This is a genomic window from Pseudomonas sp. RIT357 (assembly GCF_000632245.1).
GTDB classification, from domain to species: domain Bacteria; phylum Pseudomonadota; class Gammaproteobacteria; order Pseudomonadales; family Pseudomonadaceae; genus Aquipseudomonas; species Aquipseudomonas sivasensis.
Window position 1 is genome coordinate 238,781 of the sequence record NZ_JFYX01000049.1, and the last position, 16,633, is coordinate 255,413.

The window sequence follows — 16,633 nt, forward strand, 5'->3', positions numbered from 1 at the left end:
GAACTGTGACCATGTTGAGGATCACATGCGCGGCGTTCGCCGGTTTACTGAGCCTCGCCGCCCAGGCCGAAGGCATCAGCGGTGACGTCGGCGCAGGCGTCAGCTACCAACCCCACGACCCGACCGGCAGCCGCTACGAAACCCGGCCCGTGCCCTATCTCGACCTCGACTGGGGCAACGTGAGCCTGAGCACCGACGACGGGCTGAGATGGAGCGCGCTGAACACACAGGGTTTAAGTGCCGGTCCGTATATCAATTACTTGCAAGGGCGCACCTCCAACGGTTCGCTGCAGGGGATGCGCAATGTGTCGGACATGGCCGAGGTCGGGGGTTTTATCCAGTACGCGCCGGCTGACTTCTGGCGGGTTTACGCCCAGTTGGGCCAGGCCGTCGGTGGCGGGCACTCCCAGAGCGGCGCGCTGGGCAAGGTCGGCGGTGAGCTCGGTTACCCGCTGGGCGGTGGAATCATCGGCAGCAGTGGCCTGGTGGCGCATTTCGCCGATGCACGCCAGACCCAGACGTTTTTCGGGGTGGATGATAACGAGGCGGCGGCCACAGGCTTCAAGGCCTACAACGCCAGTGGCGGCTTCCAGAACGTAACCCTGAGCCAGAGTTTCCAATTCCCCCTGGCGCCCAATTGGTCACTGCTGACCAGCGCAAGTTGGGTGCACCTGGTGGGCTCGGCGGCCAACAGCAGCATCGTCAAGCAGACCGGCGACGTGAACCAGGGCCAGGTACAGACGGCGATCAGCTACACGTTCGATTGATCACTTCGGCCTCATGTGAGAGGGACTTGCCCCTCCCACATGGGTCCGCATTTCAGTTTTCTTCGCCTTCGGCCAGCAGCGCTATCCCACCGATAATCACCGCCACGCCTACCCAGTGCAGCGGGCTGATATGTTCCCCCAGCCCCAGCCACGACCCCAGTAGCACCACCACAAACACCAGTGAACTGAGCGGAAACGCCAAGGACAAACTGCTGCGCCGCAGGATCAGCATCCACACGAAAAACGCGCCGATGTAGCAGGCAATCGCTGCGAGGATCCCAGGGTTCCGCGCCACGTCGGCCAGCCACTGCCAGTTGAAATCCATTTGCCCCAACTGGTCACCGGCGACTTTGGTAAATAACTGCCCGGCGCTCTCGGTGCAGATCAGTAAGGCCCATAGCACCACGGTGCCAAAACGCCCATGCAACCACGCGTGCGAATTCATGCCTGACTCCCTGCAATCGCCACCAACATCACCCCCAAGGTAATCACCAGCGTGCCCAGCCAACGGCGGCGGCTGACGGTTTCGCCCAGCACCACTTTGCCCGCCAGCACCACCCCGCAATACGCCAGCGCAGCGGCTGGAAACAACAGGCTCAACGGCGCGCGGGACAAGGCTTCCAGCCAGATGAAAAACTCAATGACGTAGGCCCCGATCCCCGCCCACAGCAACGGCGCATTAAACACCTGGCCCCAGAACGCGTTCAGGCGAAAGCCACCTTCCAGCTCCGGCAAACGGTCCAGGCCGAGCTTGAAACACAACTGGCCGATCACATCGAGCACGATGGAAAACGCCACCAGCAACACCACGGTCAACGTCACGGGAACAGCTCCTCAAACAGGTCGATCAGGGCCTCATTGGTGGCGGCATTGCGCTGCAAATCCTCGGGGCTCCAACGCTCCGCTGAAGGCTGGTCAGACTTGGCTTCCCAGCGCTTGAAAGCATTGCTGAAGGCCGGTGTAGCGAACTCGCCGCACACGTCGATACCGATGATGCGCTTGCGTGCCGCCAGCGCGCGCAAGGCTTGCAGCAAGTGGGTCAGGCGCATGCCGCCCTGGTCCCAGTTAGTCGCCGCGTCTTCGCTGGCGAGCACGTCTTTGTCGACGGTAATCCAGATCGCGTCAGTGGGCAGGCTGCTGATCATCTGCTCCAGGAATGCAGCCCAATCCAGCTCCGCCAGGTTGCGCCAGTGCAGGTGGTTTTCCTGCTGCTGGTGACCGGCGCCATCGCCGACCCTGCCCCACACTTTCGACGGCGGGTGTTGCCACGGGAACAGCTGCAAATGCCCGCGCTTGAGCGCACCAAGGTTGCCGCCGCGCAGCTGCGGGTTGTGCAGGTCATCGCTGCACGGGCCGAGGGTGACGATGCGTTTGATCGCCGGCATCTTCAGCGCGCGGTTGACCCACGAACCGCAGTGCCGCTTGGGCGCAAAGCGCACCCAATCGGGATGGTTGTCGAAGTGGATCAGGCTGATGGGTTCTTTGAGATCGGCAAGGAATGCTGGCGTGAGGTGGTGATAATCGCCGGAGCCGACAAACAGGATTTCCGGTCGCGCATCCGTGGGCCGTGGCCGCTGGGCCAAGCGTTCAGCGAAGCGTTTCCAGGTTTTTTCGGTGGACCACAGGCGCAGCTTAGGGCCCAGGTCGAGCAGGTCGATGCGCGTGGCACGGCCACTGGCCAAACGCCGGGCAATCGGTGCCTGACCGGTGAGGCTGTGGTCGAGGTCAAGAATGTTCAAGGTAATGTTTCCCCTATGGCTTTAGGGGGTCAATGCAAGGGGCGGGCCAGCGAGATATTCAGATTCACACAGAACTCATGTGGGAGGGGGCTTGCTCCCGATAGCAGTGGTTCAGTCAATACACGTGTTGACTGACACTCAGCTATCGGGAGCAAGCCTCCTCCCACATGGGAACACGGTCAGGCTCGGGCTTCGTTGATGATCTGGCGAATCGCGCCCACAAAGGCTTCCGCCGGCTGGCCACCGCTAACGGCGTACTGGTCGTTGAACACGATGGTCGGCACCGACGTCACGCCACGGGAGGTCCACAACTGCTCTTGTTCACGGACTTCGGCGGCGTACTCGTCGGAGGCGAGAATCTCGGCGGCGCGCTTGATATCCAGGCCGACGCTCTCAGCAATAATCGCCAGGGTGGCGTGGTCGGACGGGTCTTGGCCATCGGTGAAATAGGCCTTGAACAACGCTTCCTTGAGGTTGTACTGCAAACCTTCAAGGCCAGCCCAATGCAAAAGGCGGTGGGCATCGAAGGTGTTGTAGATACGGCTCTGGCCATCTGTGCGGAAGGCAAAGCCCAACTCGGCGCCCATGTCGCGGATACGCGCACGGTTGGCCTGGGACTCTTCGGCGGTCGAGCCATATTTTTCAGTGATGTGCTCGACGATGTTCTGACCCATGGCGGGCATGTTCGGGTTCAGTTCGAACGGTTGGAAATGAATCTCGGCCTGCACCTCGGTGCCCAGTTGGTCGAGGGCCTCAGTCAGGCCGCGCAGGCCGATGATGCACCAGGGGCAGGACACGTCGCTGACGAAATCGATTTTCAGGGGAGTACTCATGGTAGGCAACCTCGTTGGCAGTCATACGCCGCAAAGGTTGCACGATACACCACCTCACAGCAGCTTCGCAGGCGCCGCCTGATCAATCTGCGCCCAATGGGCAGCGTCTTCACGATGAGCTTGCAGGTACGGCAACACGGCCGTCAGCAGCGGCGCCTTGAAGGCTTCCTGAAAACGATGGGCCATGCCGGGAATCAGCTTCAATTGGCTGCCCTGGATATGTGCCGCCAGGTGCACGCCGTGCATCACCGGCAATAACGGATCGGCGGTGCCGTGGACCACCAGGGTCGGCACGCGCAACTGGTTGAGCAACGGCACGCGACTTGGCTCAGCGAGAATCGCCATGATCTGGCGTTTCACGCCCTCCGGGTTGAAGGCGCGGTCGTAGGACAGCGCCGCCTGGTGCAGCAACGCTTGGCGATCATCCTTGATAGTCGGACTGCCCAGCGCGGCCAGCAAGTCAGCCTGTTGCTCCAACGCGACTTCACGATTGGGCGCGCCGCGCCGTGACAACAGTTGCACCAGCGCCGCACTCGGTGCCGGCAAGCCTTCAGCGCCAGAGCTGGTCATGATCAAGGTCAGGCTCTCCACCCGCTGCGGCGCCATGGCCGCCAAGTGCTGGGCGATCATGCCGCCCATGCTCGCGCCGAGGACGTGGAACTGTTGAATCTGCAACGCGCTCATCAGCCCGAGCGCATCATCGGCCATATCGGTCAGGGTGTAAGGCGCCGCCACCGGCAAGCCGAGCTTGTAGCGCAGCACTTCAAACGTGAGATTGGCGTTGGCCGGCGCCTCGCGCCAAGTGGACAGGCCGACATCACGGTTGTCATAGCGGATCACCCGAAAGCCTTGTTGGCAGAGGGCAACCACCACTTCGTCCGGCCAGTGGATCAACTGCCCGCCCAAGCCCATCACCAGCAGCAAGGCCGGATCGGACGCACGGCCGATACTCTGGTAGGCGATGCTCACCTTTTCCAGGTCGACCGTTTGGGTCGGGACATTGACATCACATCGAGACGCCGCAAAAGACGGCAGGCCGAACAATAAGGCGGCCAGTAAAAGCAACACGCGCATGAAAAACACCGAAACGCAGAACCCCAGTAGAGCGCGAGTCTGATGAAGTTTGTTCAAGCGCGCTGCCACACTTCCATGACAGTTTGATGAAGAGTGCCCAGTGGTCGTGGTCGACATGCCTTGCAACATGAGACAAACTCACGCTATTCAACTTCGTCACAAATTATCTTCATGGAGAGCACGTGCTCGAAATCCGTCACCTCAAGACCCTGCACGCCCTGCGCGAAGCCGACAGCCTGGTGGAAGCCGCTGAGCGCCTGCACCTGACGCAATCGGCGCTGTCCCACCAGTTCAAGGAGTTGGAGGAACGCCTGGGCATGCAACTGTTCGTGCGCAAGACCAAACCGCTGCGCTTCACCAGCGCCGGTCTGCGCCTGCTGCAACTGGCCGACGCCACCCTGCCCTTGCTGCGCGGCGCCGAGCGCGACATCGCACGTTTGGCCGGCGGCACCGCCGGGCGTCTGCACATGGCGATCGAGTGTCACAGTTGCTTCCAGTGGCTGATGCCAACCATCGACCAGTTCCGCGATGCCTGGCCCGAAGTCGAACTGGACCTGGCTTCAGGCTTCGCCTTCGCGCCGCTGCCGGCCCTCGCCCGTGGCGACCTCGACCTGGTGGTGACCTCCGACCCGCTGGAACTGCCGGGCATCACCTATGTGCCGCTGTTCACTTACGAAGCCATGCTCGCGGTGGCCAATCAGCACGCGCTGGCGAGCAAGTCGTTCATCGTGCCCGAAGACTTGCTTCCCGAAACCTTGATTACCTACCCGGTGGAGCGCGATCGTCTGGACATCTTCACCCGCTTCCTGGAGCCCGCCGACATCGAGCCGGCCCAGGTGCGAACCTCGGAACTGACGGTGATGATGATGCAACTGGTCGCCAGCGGCCGTGGCGTGTGCGGCATGCCCCATTGGGCGCTGCATGAATACAGCTCGCGTGGCTACGTAAAGGCCAAGCGCCTGGGTGAGAAAGGTTTGTTTGCGACGCTGTATGCGGGGATTCGTGCGGACATGCTGGATGCGCCGTATATGCGCGACTTTTTGCTGACGGCCAAGGACACGTCGTTTTCCACTTTGGACGGAGTCAGCGCGGTGCGTTGAAACCACACAGTTCCAACTGTGGGAGGGGGCTTGCCCCCGATGGCGATTGCACATTCAACATTTCTGTTTGCTGACACTCTGCTATCGGGGGGCTAGCACCCTCCCTCATTGGATCTCAGTCAGCCTTGAGTTCGCGCCACATGTGGATTTTATCGAAGTAATCCACGCCCACCCGCACCGCCAGCGGCTCCAGGCCGTACTGGATAAATCCGCAACGTCGGTACAGCGCAAACGCTGCATCGTTGCCGGCGGTGACGGTCAGTTGGATGACTTTGAGGCGCGGATGTTGGCGCGCTTCATCCAGCGCCGCTTCCACCAACCGTCGGCCCAAGCCCTTCTGCTGATAAGCCTCGGTCACGTACATCCCAAACAAGGTCACTTTGTGCCGCGCCTTCTCCCGAAGCTCGAACGCCAGGCCGACGATGCCAGCCAGTTCATCCCCTGAATACGCGCCGAGCAAACGATCCTGGCGCCCGTCCAGACGCTTTTCCCACCAGCTCAACGGCATGGCTGCGCGCTCGGCCACACTGGAGGTGAATGCCTGGGGATAAGCGCCATACGCCTCCAGCATCAACGCTCGATAAGCCTCGGCGTCGTTGCCGCCCAGCGTACGGATGATCACGTTTGAGTCCTTTGCGCCTGAGCGTCAGGCAGTAATGGCCAGCGATGAGCGATAGAACGGCAGGATCTGGTCACGGGTCAAGGGCGCCAGCACCAGGCCGCCATCACCGGCAGGGTCGATCCAGCGAACCTCTTCGATTTCAGCAGCCGGACTGACCTGCGCATCGATCTGCACTTGGAACAATTGAGCTTGCACGGTAAATCCGGGCTCATTGACCGCAGGGGCCGAGAAGTTACCCAGGTAGACCGCGTCGCTGGGTTTGATGCGCAGGTTCAGCTCTTCGTACAACTCACGGGCCAGGGCCTCGGCAGGTTGCTCACCGGCGTCGATCTTGCCACCGGGTTGCATAAAGGCCTGGGTGCCGCGCTTGCGCACCAGCAGGGTTCGGCCGTCAGCGCCGATCAGCAGGGCGGCGGCGATACGGATAGTGGTAGGCATGAATTGAACACCTTGAATTCAAAAATAAACATTATTGGAGCACTGCTTCGGTGTCGTCCGGCTTCTTGATAAACACGCTGTACTTGGCGCCTTCCATCGCTTCGAACGCAATCAGCTTGTCCACCAACGGCAGGTTCAGCACCTTGCCGGCGTTGAGCAGCAACATCCCGTTGTCGGCATTGAGGTTGCGCGCCAGGACCATGCCATCGGCCAGTTCCCGGGTGCTCAACACTTTGACGGTCGGGTCGCCCAGGGTCACATCACTGAGAAATGCCGCGCAGGCCTGGACGAAGTCCTCGATCAGCTCTGGATCGTAGAGGCGCCCGGCGTATTTGCGGATATATAACAGCGCTTCATCGCTGTTCAGATGCCGCTCAAGGATCAGACCCTTCTGCAGTTCGATAAAGTCCACCGCCAGCTTCAGCAGGCGCGAACCGAACGGAATCGCATCGCCCTTGAGGTGGTCGGGAAAACCACTGCCGTCCCAGCGCTCCTGATGGTGACGAATCATCCGCGCCGCATCCTTCATCGGCTCCAGGGTCATCAACAGCGATTCGCTCTGGGTCGGATAACCGCGGTACCGTTCGCGATCGGTGCTGTGCAGCTTGTCGGCCGGTTCGATCAACATGCTGTCGCTCCAGCTCAGCTTGCCGATGTTGTACAACGCAGCTGCCATGGCCAAGTCACGGGCGCTGGCGTCGTCTATGGACTGGGCGGTGCAGTACACGCGCACCAGTTCGATCAGCGCGCGGTTGGTCTGTTTGTCCTTGGGCAGACGCAGGTTGGCCAACAACGAAAACACTTCGGTGCCGGTCACGTAGCTGCGCTTGAGCTCGTCATAGGCCAGATCGAGCATATCGGCGGTTTGCTGCAACTCGGACGTGCGCGCTGCCACCCGTTTTTCCAGCGTGTTGTTGAGCGCCTTGAGCTGCTCGTTCTGCTCCTGGGTCAAGCGCTCCAGGCGCTGATGCTCCAGAGCCTGCTGCAAGATCAGCTTTAGTTCGTCGTCGTTCCAGGGTTTGCCGATATAGCGGTGGATCTGCCCTTCGTTGATCGCCTTGATGATGGTCGGCAGGTCGGCGTAGCCACTGAGCAGAATGCGACTGGTAGCGGGATAAAGGCGATGAACCTCGGCCAGCAATTGCGCGCCGTCCATGCCCGGCATGCGCGCATCGCTCATCACCAGGTCAATGGGTTGGGCGGCCATGATCTCCAGGGCCTGTGCGCCGCTGCCCGCGAGCACTACATCGAAGGGTTGGCCGCGCAACAGGCGGCGCAAGCTGTTGAGGATCGACTCTTCATCGTCGACCAGCAAAATAGTGGGTTTCGTCGCAAGTTGTTCATCCATGCCTACTGCGCCTTCACATTGAACTGAATGGAGCTGAATTGAACCCTGGTACTAAGCCGTGTTCCCTCGCCCAAGGCGCGGGCTTGATTTGACGCCAACTGGCCGCCGAATTCAAGGGAGCTCGACTAAGCTGTGACATCAGGTCGGTGCCCCGCCGCGCCAAGTTGCCCAACAGCACGTTGCCGGGCAACCGGCCCTCCTCAAAACCCGGGAGAGCGAAGAGAGCCAGGGTTTTCTATTCAGCAAGGCCGCGTCGACAAAGGATTTTGCCCAACGGCTGCAGTTGGGCTGCGCCATGCCGATAACCTATCAATAGTCCACACGATGCAAGGAGTGCTCGCTTGAGCGACGTCGCAACTCACGGTTTCGGCCTGGTCCTTATGATGGGACTCAGTGTGTCACTGATGGCCGCGCCGCTGGATGAGGCACTCAAACCTTTGCCGACGGTTCCAGTACTGGACTCAGCCAAAGTCGAGCTGGGTAGGCAACTGTTCAATGAGCCGCGCCTGTCGGTGAATAACACCCTGTCTTGTGCCAGCTGTCACCGGCTGGCCTCCGGCGGCGCTGACGACAAGCCGTTCTCAATAGGTTTCGACGGCAAACCGGTGCAAATCAATACCCCCTCGGTCTTGAACGCCAGCCTGAACTTCAAGCAGTTCTGGAATGGCCGCGTAGACACGTTGCAAGCGCAGGTCGAACAAGTGGTCATCAGCCCCGTGGAGATGGGCAGCGACTGGAAAACCGTGGTGCAGAAACTGTCAGACGTGCCCGCCTACCAGAGCGCCTTCAAGCAGGCGTACCCCGACGGCGTCACCGTCGACAATGTGCAAAACGCCCTGGCCACCTATGAACGCACGCTGCTCACCCCTAACTCGCGGTTCGATCAGTACCTGCTGGGCAACACGGAGATTCTCACGATCGAGGAAAAATACGGCTACCAGCGTTTCAAGGATTACGGCTGCATCGCTTGTCACCAGGGCGTGAATATCGGCGGCAATATGTTCCAGAAGTTCGGCGTGATGGGTGATTACTTCAAGGCGCGCGGCAACCCGGTGGAGTCCGACCTGGGGCGCTACCTGCTGACCCTGGACGAAGAAGATCGCCACGTGTTCAAGGTGCCCAGCCTGCGCAACGTGGCCGTCACCGCGCCGTACTTCCACGATGCCTCGGCCAAGACCCTGGAAGCGGCGGTGGATGTGATGTTCAAGTACCAGTTGGGGCGCAACCCTTCCCAGGAAGACAAAGACCTGATTATCCAGTTTCTCAAGACCCTGACCGGCGAATGGGCAGGCAAGCCCCTATGAGCATACCGTCATGACCCCCTCCCGCCGTCGCACCAGCCAAGTGTTGCTTGGCCTGATCACCCTGTTGCTGGCCTCTACGCTGGTGTTTTTGTACCTCAAATCTTCACGCGACCAGACCGCCGGCTACACCCAATCGCGGGATCTGATCCGCCAGTTGCAGCAGCTCAACGCCCAATGGGACAGCGAAGTGCTTAAGGCGCGGATCGCGATCACTCACAACTACGATCCGCTGGTCACCCCACTCACGGAAATGACCCGGCTCTGGGCCGAACTCAATACCCGCGATACCTACCACGACCCGCAAGACCTGAGTCGCTGGCAAACCAGCCAGGAGGCTTATCAGGCGGCGATCCAGGAAAAAGCCAGGCTGATCGACCAGTTCAAGTCCCACAACGCGGTGCTGCGCAATTCCCTGGCGTTTTTGCCAACAGCCGAGGACGACATCCAGGCCCAGTTCAATCGCATTGACAATGAAGGCCGCCTGCAACTGCAGGATGTCGCCACGGACATTTACGACCTGTTGCTCAGTAGCCTCGAATTCGCCCAGGTCACCAGCGACGATCGCGCCGCAGATATTCTGGTGGGGTTGGGCAAGCTGGCAATCAACAAGGAGAGCCTGCCCGCTGAGTTCCAGGGCCCGATAGACATCCTCAGCAACCACATTTCGCTGATTCTGCGTGAGCAGCCGGTGGTCAACAGCCTGCTCGAACACATTGCCTCCATACCCGTGGCCGAGCGTCTGGACGACTTGACCACCCACTTCGATCAGGACCAGCAAGCATCTGACCTGATCGACCATCAATATCACCGCTACCTGTTGGTTTTCTCGACGTTACTGGTGGTGCTGCTGCTCTACCTGGCCGTGCGCCTGCTGCGTAGTTTTGCCGAGATCAATCGAGTCAACCGAGCGTTGCAGGCCGCCAACGAAACCCTGGAACAACGGGTGGAACGCCGCACCCAGCAGCTCAAGGATGCGCAGAGCGAACTGCTGGACAGCGCGCGCCAGGCTGGCATGGCGGAGATCGCCACCAACGTGCTGCATAACGTTGGCAACGTGCTCAACAGCGTGAATATCTCCGCCGAGCTGGTCACCCGCAAACTGCGCAGCAGCAAGGCGTTGGGCCTGGGCAAGGCCATGCAACTGATCAACGAGCACCAGGCAGACCTCGGCGCCTTCCTGACCTTGGATGAAAAAGGCAAGCTGCTGCCGGGCTACCTGAACCAACTGGTGGACGCCATTGCCGTCGAACAACAGGCCATGACCGATGAGCTGGCGCAACTGAGCAAAAGCGTCGATCACATCAAGGACATCGTCTCCACCCAGCAATCCTATGCCGGCGTGTCCACGCTGATGGAGCCGGTGCACATCAGCGATTTGATGGAGGACGCCTTGCGCATGAACGCCGGTTCGCTTAGCCGCCACAACGTCACGGTGGTCAAGGAATATGGGCGGGTACCGGAGATCATGGCGGACAAACACCGGTTGCTGTTGATCATGGTCAACCTGATCAGCAACGCCAAGCACGCCATGTCCAACCTCACCGACCGGCCACGACAGATGACCCTGGCGGTGCAACAACTGGAGGACAGCACCTTGCAGATAAGCGTGAAGGATGAGGGCGAAGGCATCCCCGCCGAAAACATGACCCGGATCTTCACCCACGGTTTCACCACCCGCAAGGAAGGCCACGGCTTCGGTCTGCACAGCTGCGCCCTGGCGGCAGTGGAAATGAACGGCCAGCTCAGCGCCCACAGCGACGGGCCGGGCCTGGGCGCGGTGTTCACCTTGAAAATCCCTCTCACCCTTGCCGGAAGCCCGCCATGAACCAGCCCCCTAACCGGCGTATTTTGCTGATCGACGATACCCCCTCGATTCACGACGACTTTCGCAAGATCCTGATGCCCGCTGTCGAGTCAAACGAGGCGCTGGATGAGATGGAGTCGGCGCTGTTTGGCGACACCAGCAAACCCACGGTGCAAACCTTCGAGCTGCACTCGGCCTACGGCGGCGAAGAAGGCCTGCAACTGCTCATCACCGCGATGACAGAGCAACGACCCTACGCGCTGGCGTTTGTGGACATGCGCATGCCTCAGGGGTGGGACGGGGCCAAAACCATCGAGGAGTTGTGGAAAATCGACCCCGGCCTGCAGGTGGTGGTGTGCACCGCGTATTCGGATTATTCCTGGGATGACCTGCTGTATCGCCTGCACGGCCACGATCGTTTGCTGATCCTGAAAAAGCCTTTCGACAATATCGAAGTCCAGCAGATGGCCAACACCCTGGCTAACAAATGGGACATGGCCCGGCGCGCCTCGGTGAAAACCATCCACTTGGAGCAATTAGTGGAGCAACGCACCCAGGCGCTGCAACTGGAAATCGACGAGCGCAAGCAGCTGGAAAGCCAACTGGTGCAGTCGGAAAAACTCGCGTCCCTGGGGCAACTGGCGGCGGGTGTGGCCCATGAGATCAACAACCCGGTGGGGTTTATCTCGTCCAACCTCAGCAGCCTCGACACCTACTTCAACCAGCTGCAACAGATGCTGGACGCTTACCGCCAGGCCGAGGAAAGCCTCGCACCGGGTGAACAACGCGATCAACTGAAGTCCTTGCGCAACGAGCTGGAGCTGGATTTTCTCAAGGAAGACATTCCACTCCTGATCCGCGAATCCAAGGAGGGCATAGGTCGTGTGGCCCAGATCGTCAAAGACCTGAAGAACTTCTCGCGGGTGGACAACGATCAGACTTGGCAATTTGCCAATCTGCAACAAGGCATCGACTCGACGCTGAACATCGTCGCCAGTGAACTCAAGTACAAGGCCGATGTGGTGAAGCATTACGCGCCGCTGCCGGACATCGAATGCCTGGCTTCGCAGCTCAATCAGGTGGTGATGAACCTGGTGATCAACGCCGCACAAGCCATGGGGCCGGAGCGCGGCACCATAACCATCAGCAACGGCGTGGAGGGCGAAAACATCTGGCTGGAAGTGGCAGACAACGGCTGCGGAATTCCACCGCACGCGCTGCAAAAGATCTTCGATCCGTTCTTCACCACCAAGCCGGTGGGCGAAGGGACGGGCTTGGGATTGTCGCTCTCCTACGGCATCGTCAAGAAACACCGTGGTGATATTTCCGTCAGCAGCGAGCTGGGTAAGGGCACGACGTTTCGCGTGGTGTTGCCGATTCGGCAGACGGTGGCGCGGGACACGCCATCGTAATCAGCCTCACGTCTCGTTTTTTCCGGACTCGCCCCAAACGAGGACCTATTGAATAAGCGCCGATGACAGGCGCCGCGCGCCTGCCCTGCTCATCAGCTGCCTCTGGGACCTGTTATTTCTGACAGTAGACAGGCACCTTCCCCCCCTCGAAACTCCTGGCAAGCAACACGGTTGCAGGCCGGCGGCGTGTTGACCGTGAAGATGGCTCCTCTTCGTCCAAGGAATGGTCACCATGTCCACACGTCGCGAGTTCCTGGCGTACGCTTCGCTGACCGCCCTGCTCACGCATCTGGGCAAGGGCGCCCTGGCTGCCGACAGTGCCGAGCAGGCCGGCCCCTTTTCCTTCGACGGCTTGATCGAACAGGCACAAGCCGATGCCTTGAAACCCTACCGTTATCCCAACACGGACTCGGACGCGCTGTTGACTAAACTCGACTACGCCGCCCACGGCCAAATCCGCTTCAAACCCGAGTTGGCTCTGTTTGCCAAGGGGCCGGGGCAGTTTCCCGTGACCTTCTTCCATCTGGGATCATTTTTTCGCACACCGGTGAGGGTGTATGCGCTGGACAACGGCGTCGCCCGCGAGATCGTTTACGACCCGGCGAACTTCGACATGCCCGGCGACAGCCCGGCCCACGCCTTGCCCCGTAACAGTGGATTCGCCGGTTTTCGCATCCAGGAAAGCCGTCTGGGCAACCAGACCAAACTCCCGTGGCAACAGAACGACTGGGTGGCCTTTCTTGGCGCATCGTACTTCCGGGCTATCGGCGAGTTGTACCAATACGGTCTGTCGGCACGGGCGATTGCCCTGGACGTGGCTGAGGCCGGCAAGGCCGAAGAATTCCCCGCCTTCACCCACATCTGGTTCGAACCGCCGAAGGACCTGCACGCCACGTCCATGACCCTCTACGCGCGGCTCGACGGGCCCAGTATCTGCGGCGCCTACCGTTTCGTGATCGACCGCACGCAGGGCGTGATCATGGACGTCGACTGCACGTTCTTCCTGCGCAAGAGCGTCCGCCGGCTGGGCATTGCACCGCTGACTTCGATGTTCTGGTTCAGTGAAACCGCCAAGCGAACCGCCTCCGATTGGCGCCCCGAAGTCCACGACAGCGACGGACTGGCGCTCTGGACCGGCAACGGCGAGCGCATCTGGCGCCCTCTGAACAACCCGCCGCGCACTGTGGTTTCGGCGTTCAGCGACCATCAACCGAAGGGCTTCGGCCTCTTACAACGTGACCGCAATTTTGACCACTACCTCGATGGCGTGAATTATCAGCGCCGCCCCAGCCTATGGGTCGAGCCGTTGGGCGACTGGGGCGAAGGCAGCGTACAACTGATGGAAAATGGCACTGACGATGAGATCCACGACAACATCGTCGCCATGTGGGTGCCCTCGGCCCCCGCCGAAGCGGGCAATCGCTATACGCTACGTTATCGCCTGCACTGGCTGGCCCAGGAACCTTACGCTTCGCCATTGGCGGTGTGCTTGGCCACGCGTCTGGGCAAAGGCGGCCAACCGGGGCAGCCACGTCCCGCGGGAGTGCGTAAATTTGTCGTCGAATTTCAAGGCGCGCCGTTGGAAAAACTTGCACCGGGCGTCAAGCCCGAAGCCGTGATCAGTTGCTCCCGAGGCGAGCTTGGACTTGTCTTCACCGAAGCCGTGCCGGACGGCGTCGTCGGTCATTGGCGAGCACAGTTCGATTTAACCGTCGACGGCAAGGAACCGGTGGAGCTGCGCCTGTTCCTGCGCCTGGACGGTCAGCCGCTGTCAGAGACTTGGCTGTATCAGTACCACCCCTTCAACTCGGATTCGACGGCAATCGGTGTCGCTTCAATGGCTGACACCGGCAACCGGCAATGAAGCGCTTTCGTCAATTGACGCTGCTCTACCTGACGCTCAGTGTCACCACCGTGGCCCTGCCGGCCAATGAGCAGGAATGGGTGGAAGGCTTGCTGCAACAGATGACGCTCGAAGAAAAAATCGGCCAACTCAGCCAGCTCGGCATTCAGGACACACCGACCGGCCCTGTCATCGACCAAGGCACACAGTCGCATCTGCCCGAGAGCATGGTCGGCTCGATCCTTGGCGCGTACGGTTTCGAGCAGACTCTCGCGCTGCAGAAACACGTCGTCACCCACTCGCGCCTGCACATACCGCTGCTGTTTGCATTCGATGTGATTCACGGCTTTCGAACGGTATTTCCCGTGCCGTTGGCGGAAGCCTCGGCCTGGGACCCCGACCTGGCGCAGCGCACCGCTCGCGCGGCTGCCATTGAAGCGACGGCCAGCGGCGTGCACTGGACGTTCGCGCCCATGGTCGACATCGCCCGCGACCCGCGCTGGGGCCGTGTGGTGGAAAGTACCGGTGAAGATCCGTTTTTGGGCGCAGCGCTGGCCAGTGCCAAGGTAAAGGGGTTCCACGGTGCGGGGCCGCACGACAGCTCGTTCATGCTGACGACCGCGAAACACTTCGTCACCTACGGCGCGGCCGAGGGTGGGCGGGACTATAACGTCGCCGACGTGTCGGAACGCACCTTGCAGGAAGTGCACTTACCGCCTTTCCGGGCGGCCGTCGCGGCGGGCGTCGATGCAATCATGCCCTCGTTCAACGAAATAGCCGGGACACCCCTGCACAGCAACACCGCGTTATTGACCGGTGTGCTGCGCAATCAATGGCGATTCACCGGCCTGATTGTCAGTGACTTCAACGCGATCTGGGAGTTGAGTCAGCATGGCGTAGCGGATATTCCGGCCGACACGGCGCGGCTGGCACTCACCGCCGGCGTGGACGTCGACATGGCCAGCCAGATGTACCGCCGATACCTGCCGACACTGGTACGCACTGGCCAGATTCCCATGGCCGCCGTGGATGCTGCGGTGCGCCGCGTCATCCAGACTAAACAACGCCTGGGCCTGTTCGATGACCCTTACCGCTACAGTAATGAGGCGCGGCAGCGAGCCAATACCCTGACACCGCAGCACCGGGCCCTGGCCCGAGAGGCTGCGCAGAAATCCATTGTGCTGCTGAAAAACAACGACGCACTGCTGCCCCTGTCCAAGCACCTGCGCAACGTGCTGGTGGTCGGCAGCCTGGCCACGGATGCCGAAGCCACGATCGGCCCCTGGGCCTTGGCGGCTCATCCTGAAGATTCGATCACGATCTTGCAGGGCATACGCCATGCCGTCGCCCCCGACACCGAGGTGGTTTACCTGGGCGGTGCATCGCCCATCAGCAACGCGGTTGATGACCTGGCAGAAGTCCTGCAGGCCGCCCGCGATGCCGAGGTGGTGATCGCGGTGCTCGGCGAGCGGGCCGATCAGAGCGGTGAAGCTCGCAGTCGCACGGACTTGGGCCTGCCGGGTGCCCAGGACACGTTGTTGCGTGCCCTGTTGGACACCGGCAAGCCCGTGGTCATCGTGCTGATGAATGGCCGCCCGCTCGTGCTCTCGAAGACCGTGCGCGAGGCGCCGGCGCTTTTGGAAACCTGGTTCCTGGGCAGTGAAATGGGCAACGCGGTGGCCGATGTTCTGTTCGGTGACATCAACCCCAGCGGCAAACTGCCGATTACCGTCCCCCGTAACGTGGGGCAGATCCCCCTCTACTACGCGCACAAAAACACCGGCCGCCCGCCCACCGGTGCCGGCGGTTATGAGTCCGGCTACATCGATGAACTCTGGACGCCGCTGTATCCCTTCGGTTTCGGCCTCAGCTATACCTCGTTCAGCTATGACACGCCTCGGATAAGCGCCGAGCGGCTAGCGTCCACCGAGTCCCTGACGGTTCACGTGAACGTCACCAATACCGGCCAGCGCGCCGGTGATGAAATCGTCCAGCTGTACCTGCGCGACGACGTCGCCAGCGTCACTCGCCCGGTCCGCCAACTGCGCGGCTTTCGCAAAATCCACCTGGCGCCCGGTGAGACGCGCAGCGTGAACTTCAATCTTGGCCCACAGGACTTCGCACTGCTCAATCAACATTTTTCGCCGGTAATAGAGGCCGGCACTTTTACCGTCTTCGTCGGCGGCGATTCGACCACCACCCATCAGGCTCGGTTCGAGGTCACGGACAGCCGTGAACTCTCTGCCTCAGGCCCATCCGAGCCCCCCACACGCGCTCGCTGAATACCACGGTGGGTTGTCCGGGCTTTCCTTACTGGCGCAGAATGCCGGATCGACCTGAGAGTCCGAA

15 protein-coding genes are annotated in these 16,633 nt (G+C 61.0%); 7 read left to right on the plus strand and 8 right to left on the minus strand.

Annotation, left to right across the window (positions count from 1 at the left end; genetic code table 11):
- Nucleotides 1-11 precede the first annotated feature (11 nt).
- Nucleotides 12-767, plus strand: coding sequence for a MipA/OmpV family protein (locus tag BW43_RS00195; protein ID WP_032891826.1), 756 nt, complete (start codon nucleotides 12-14; stop codon nucleotides 765-767).
- 52 nt (nucleotides 768-819) lie between these two features.
- Here BW43_RS00195 and BW43_RS00190 read toward each other — a convergent pair whose 3' ends face one another.
- The 5 genes from BW43_RS00190 to BW43_RS00170 all read right to left on the minus strand — a co-directional run bounded on the left by BW43_RS00190 (nucleotide 820) and on the right by BW43_RS00170 (nucleotide 4,413).
- Nucleotides 820-1,212, minus strand: a complete 393-nt coding sequence (locus BW43_RS00190) for an EamA family transporter (protein ID WP_032891827.1) — start codon at nucleotides 1,210-1,212, stop codon at nucleotides 820-822.
- Complete coding sequence (locus BW43_RS00185) at nucleotides 1,209-1,589, minus strand: transporter (RefSeq protein WP_032891828.1); 381 nt, start codon at nucleotides 1,587-1,589, stop codon at nucleotides 1,209-1,211. The genes BW43_RS00190 and BW43_RS00185 overlap by 4 nt, the downstream gene beginning before the upstream one ends.
- Nucleotides 1,586-2,506 carry an arginase family protein gene (locus BW43_RS00180; RefSeq protein WP_032891829.1) on the minus strand — a complete coding sequence of 307 codons (921 nt, stop codon included), beginning with the start codon at nucleotides 2,504-2,506 and terminating at the stop codon, nucleotides 1,586-1,588. The genes BW43_RS00185 and BW43_RS00180 overlap by 4 nt, the downstream gene beginning before the upstream one ends.
- 179 nt (nucleotides 2,507-2,685) lie before the next feature.
- The gene (locus BW43_RS00175) at nucleotides 2,686-3,339 is read right to left on the minus strand and encodes a DsbA family oxidoreductase (RefSeq protein ID WP_032891830.1); all 654 of its coding nucleotides are present in this window, start codon (nucleotides 3,337-3,339) and stop codon (nucleotides 2,686-2,688) included.
- Nucleotides 3,340-3,393: 54 nt separating this feature from the next.
- Nucleotides 3,394-4,413, minus strand: a complete 1,020-nt coding sequence (locus BW43_RS00170) for an alpha/beta fold hydrolase (protein ID WP_032891831.1) — start codon at nucleotides 4,411-4,413, stop codon at nucleotides 3,394-3,396.
- A gap of 182 nt (nucleotides 4,414-4,595) precedes the next feature.
- Between BW43_RS00170 and metR the strand changes: the two genes are divergently transcribed.
- Nucleotides 4,596-5,513 carry a transcriptional regulator MetR gene (gene metR, locus BW43_RS00165; RefSeq protein WP_032891832.1) on the plus strand — a complete coding sequence of 306 codons (918 nt, stop codon included), beginning with the start codon at nucleotides 4,596-4,598 and terminating at the stop codon, nucleotides 5,511-5,513.
- Between the two features lie 115 nt (nucleotides 5,514-5,628).
- Here the strand turns inward: metR and BW43_RS00160 are convergent, their stop codons facing one another.
- Genes BW43_RS00160 through BW43_RS00150 form a run of 3 tightly spaced genes read right to left on the minus strand, consistent with a single transcriptional unit; the run spans nucleotide 5,629 to nucleotide 7,921 of the window.
- Complete coding sequence (locus tag BW43_RS00160; protein WP_032891836.1) at nucleotides 5,629-6,135, minus strand: GNAT family N-acetyltransferase; 507 nt, start codon at nucleotides 6,133-6,135, stop codon at nucleotides 5,629-5,631.
- Between the two features lie 24 nt (nucleotides 6,136-6,159).
- Nucleotides 6,160-6,573: an NUDIX domain-containing protein gene (locus BW43_RS00155; protein ID WP_032891837.1), complete on the minus strand. Its 414-nt coding sequence runs from the start codon at nucleotides 6,571-6,573 to the stop codon at nucleotides 6,160-6,162.
- 31 nt (nucleotides 6,574-6,604) lie between these two features.
- Entirely contained in the window at nucleotides 6,605-7,921 is a 1,317-nt protein-coding gene (locus tag BW43_RS00150) for an HD domain-containing phosphohydrolase (RefSeq protein ID WP_032891839.1), read from the minus strand.
- A 380-nt stretch (nucleotides 7,922-8,301) separates the two neighbouring features.
- On the opposite strand from BW43_RS00150, the gene BW43_RS00145 reads away from it, so the two are divergent.
- The 5 genes from BW43_RS00145 (at nucleotide 8,302) to BW43_RS00125 (ending at nucleotide 16,566) form a co-directional block, all read left to right on the plus strand.
- Nucleotides 8,302-9,225, plus strand: a complete 924-nt coding sequence (locus BW43_RS00145; protein ID WP_371260767.1) for a cytochrome-c peroxidase — start codon at nucleotides 8,302-8,304, stop codon at nucleotides 9,223-9,225.
- A gap of 10 nt (nucleotides 9,226-9,235) precedes the next feature.
- A complete protein-coding gene (locus BW43_RS00140; RefSeq protein ID WP_032891843.1) occupies nucleotides 9,236-11,050 on the plus strand; it encodes a DAHL domain-containing protein in 1,815 nt (604 codons plus the stop codon).
- The gene (locus tag BW43_RS00135; RefSeq protein ID WP_032891844.1) at nucleotides 11,047-12,441 is read left to right on the plus strand and encodes an ATP-binding protein; all 1,395 of its coding nucleotides are present in this window, start codon (nucleotides 11,047-11,049) and stop codon (nucleotides 12,439-12,441) included. The genes BW43_RS00140 and BW43_RS00135 overlap by 4 nt, the downstream gene beginning before the upstream one ends.
- A gap of 232 nt (nucleotides 12,442-12,673) precedes the next feature.
- Nucleotides 12,674-14,305 (plus strand): glucan biosynthesis protein, encoded by a 1,632-nt coding sequence (locus BW43_RS00130; RefSeq protein WP_032891847.1) that lies wholly within the window; start codon nucleotides 12,674-12,676, stop codon nucleotides 14,303-14,305.
- A complete protein-coding gene (locus BW43_RS00125; RefSeq protein WP_155989992.1) occupies nucleotides 14,302-16,566 on the plus strand; it encodes a glycoside hydrolase family 3 N-terminal domain-containing protein in 2,265 nt (754 codons plus the stop codon). The genes BW43_RS00130 and BW43_RS00125 overlap by 4 nt, the downstream gene beginning before the upstream one ends.
- Nucleotides 16,567-16,633 lie beyond the last annotated feature (67 nt).

Coding starts and splice junctions, on each gene's coding strand:
- BW43_RS00130 (WP_032891847.1), top strand. CDS start 12,674: ATGTCCACACGTCGCGAGTTCCTGGCGTACGCTTCGCTGACCGCCCTG.
- BW43_RS00155 (WP_032891837.1), bottom strand. CDS start 6,573: ATGCCTACCACTATCCGTATCGCCGCCGCCCTGCTGATCGGCGCTGAC.
- BW43_RS00125 (WP_155989992.1), top strand. CDS start 14,302: ATGAAGCGCTTTCGTCAATTGACGCTGCTCTACCTGACGCTCAGTGTC.
- BW43_RS00150 (WP_032891839.1), bottom strand. CDS start 7,921: ATGGATGAACAACTTGCGACGAAACCCACTATTTTGCTGGTCGACGAT.
- BW43_RS00135 (WP_032891844.1), top strand. CDS start 11,047: ATGAACCAGCCCCCTAACCGGCGTATTTTGCTGATCGACGATACCCCC.
- BW43_RS00190 (WP_032891827.1), bottom strand. CDS start 1,212: ATGAATTCGCACGCGTGGTTGCATGGGCGTTTTGGCACCGTGGTGCTA.
- BW43_RS00175 (WP_032891830.1), bottom strand. CDS start 3,339: ATGAGTACTCCCCTGAAAATCGATTTCGTCAGCGACGTGTCCTGCCCC.
- BW43_RS00140 (WP_032891843.1), top strand. CDS start 9,236: ATGACCCCCTCCCGCCGTCGCACCAGCCAAGTGTTGCTTGGCCTGATC.
- BW43_RS00170 (WP_032891831.1), bottom strand. CDS start 4,413: ATGCGCGTGTTGCTTTTACTGGCCGCCTTATTGTTCGGCCTGCCGTCT.
- BW43_RS00195 (WP_032891826.1), top strand. CDS start 12: ATGTTGAGGATCACATGCGCGGCGTTCGCCGGTTTACTGAGCCTCGCC.
- BW43_RS00145 (WP_371260767.1), top strand. CDS start 8,302: ATGATGGGACTCAGTGTGTCACTGATGGCCGCGCCGCTGGATGAGGCA.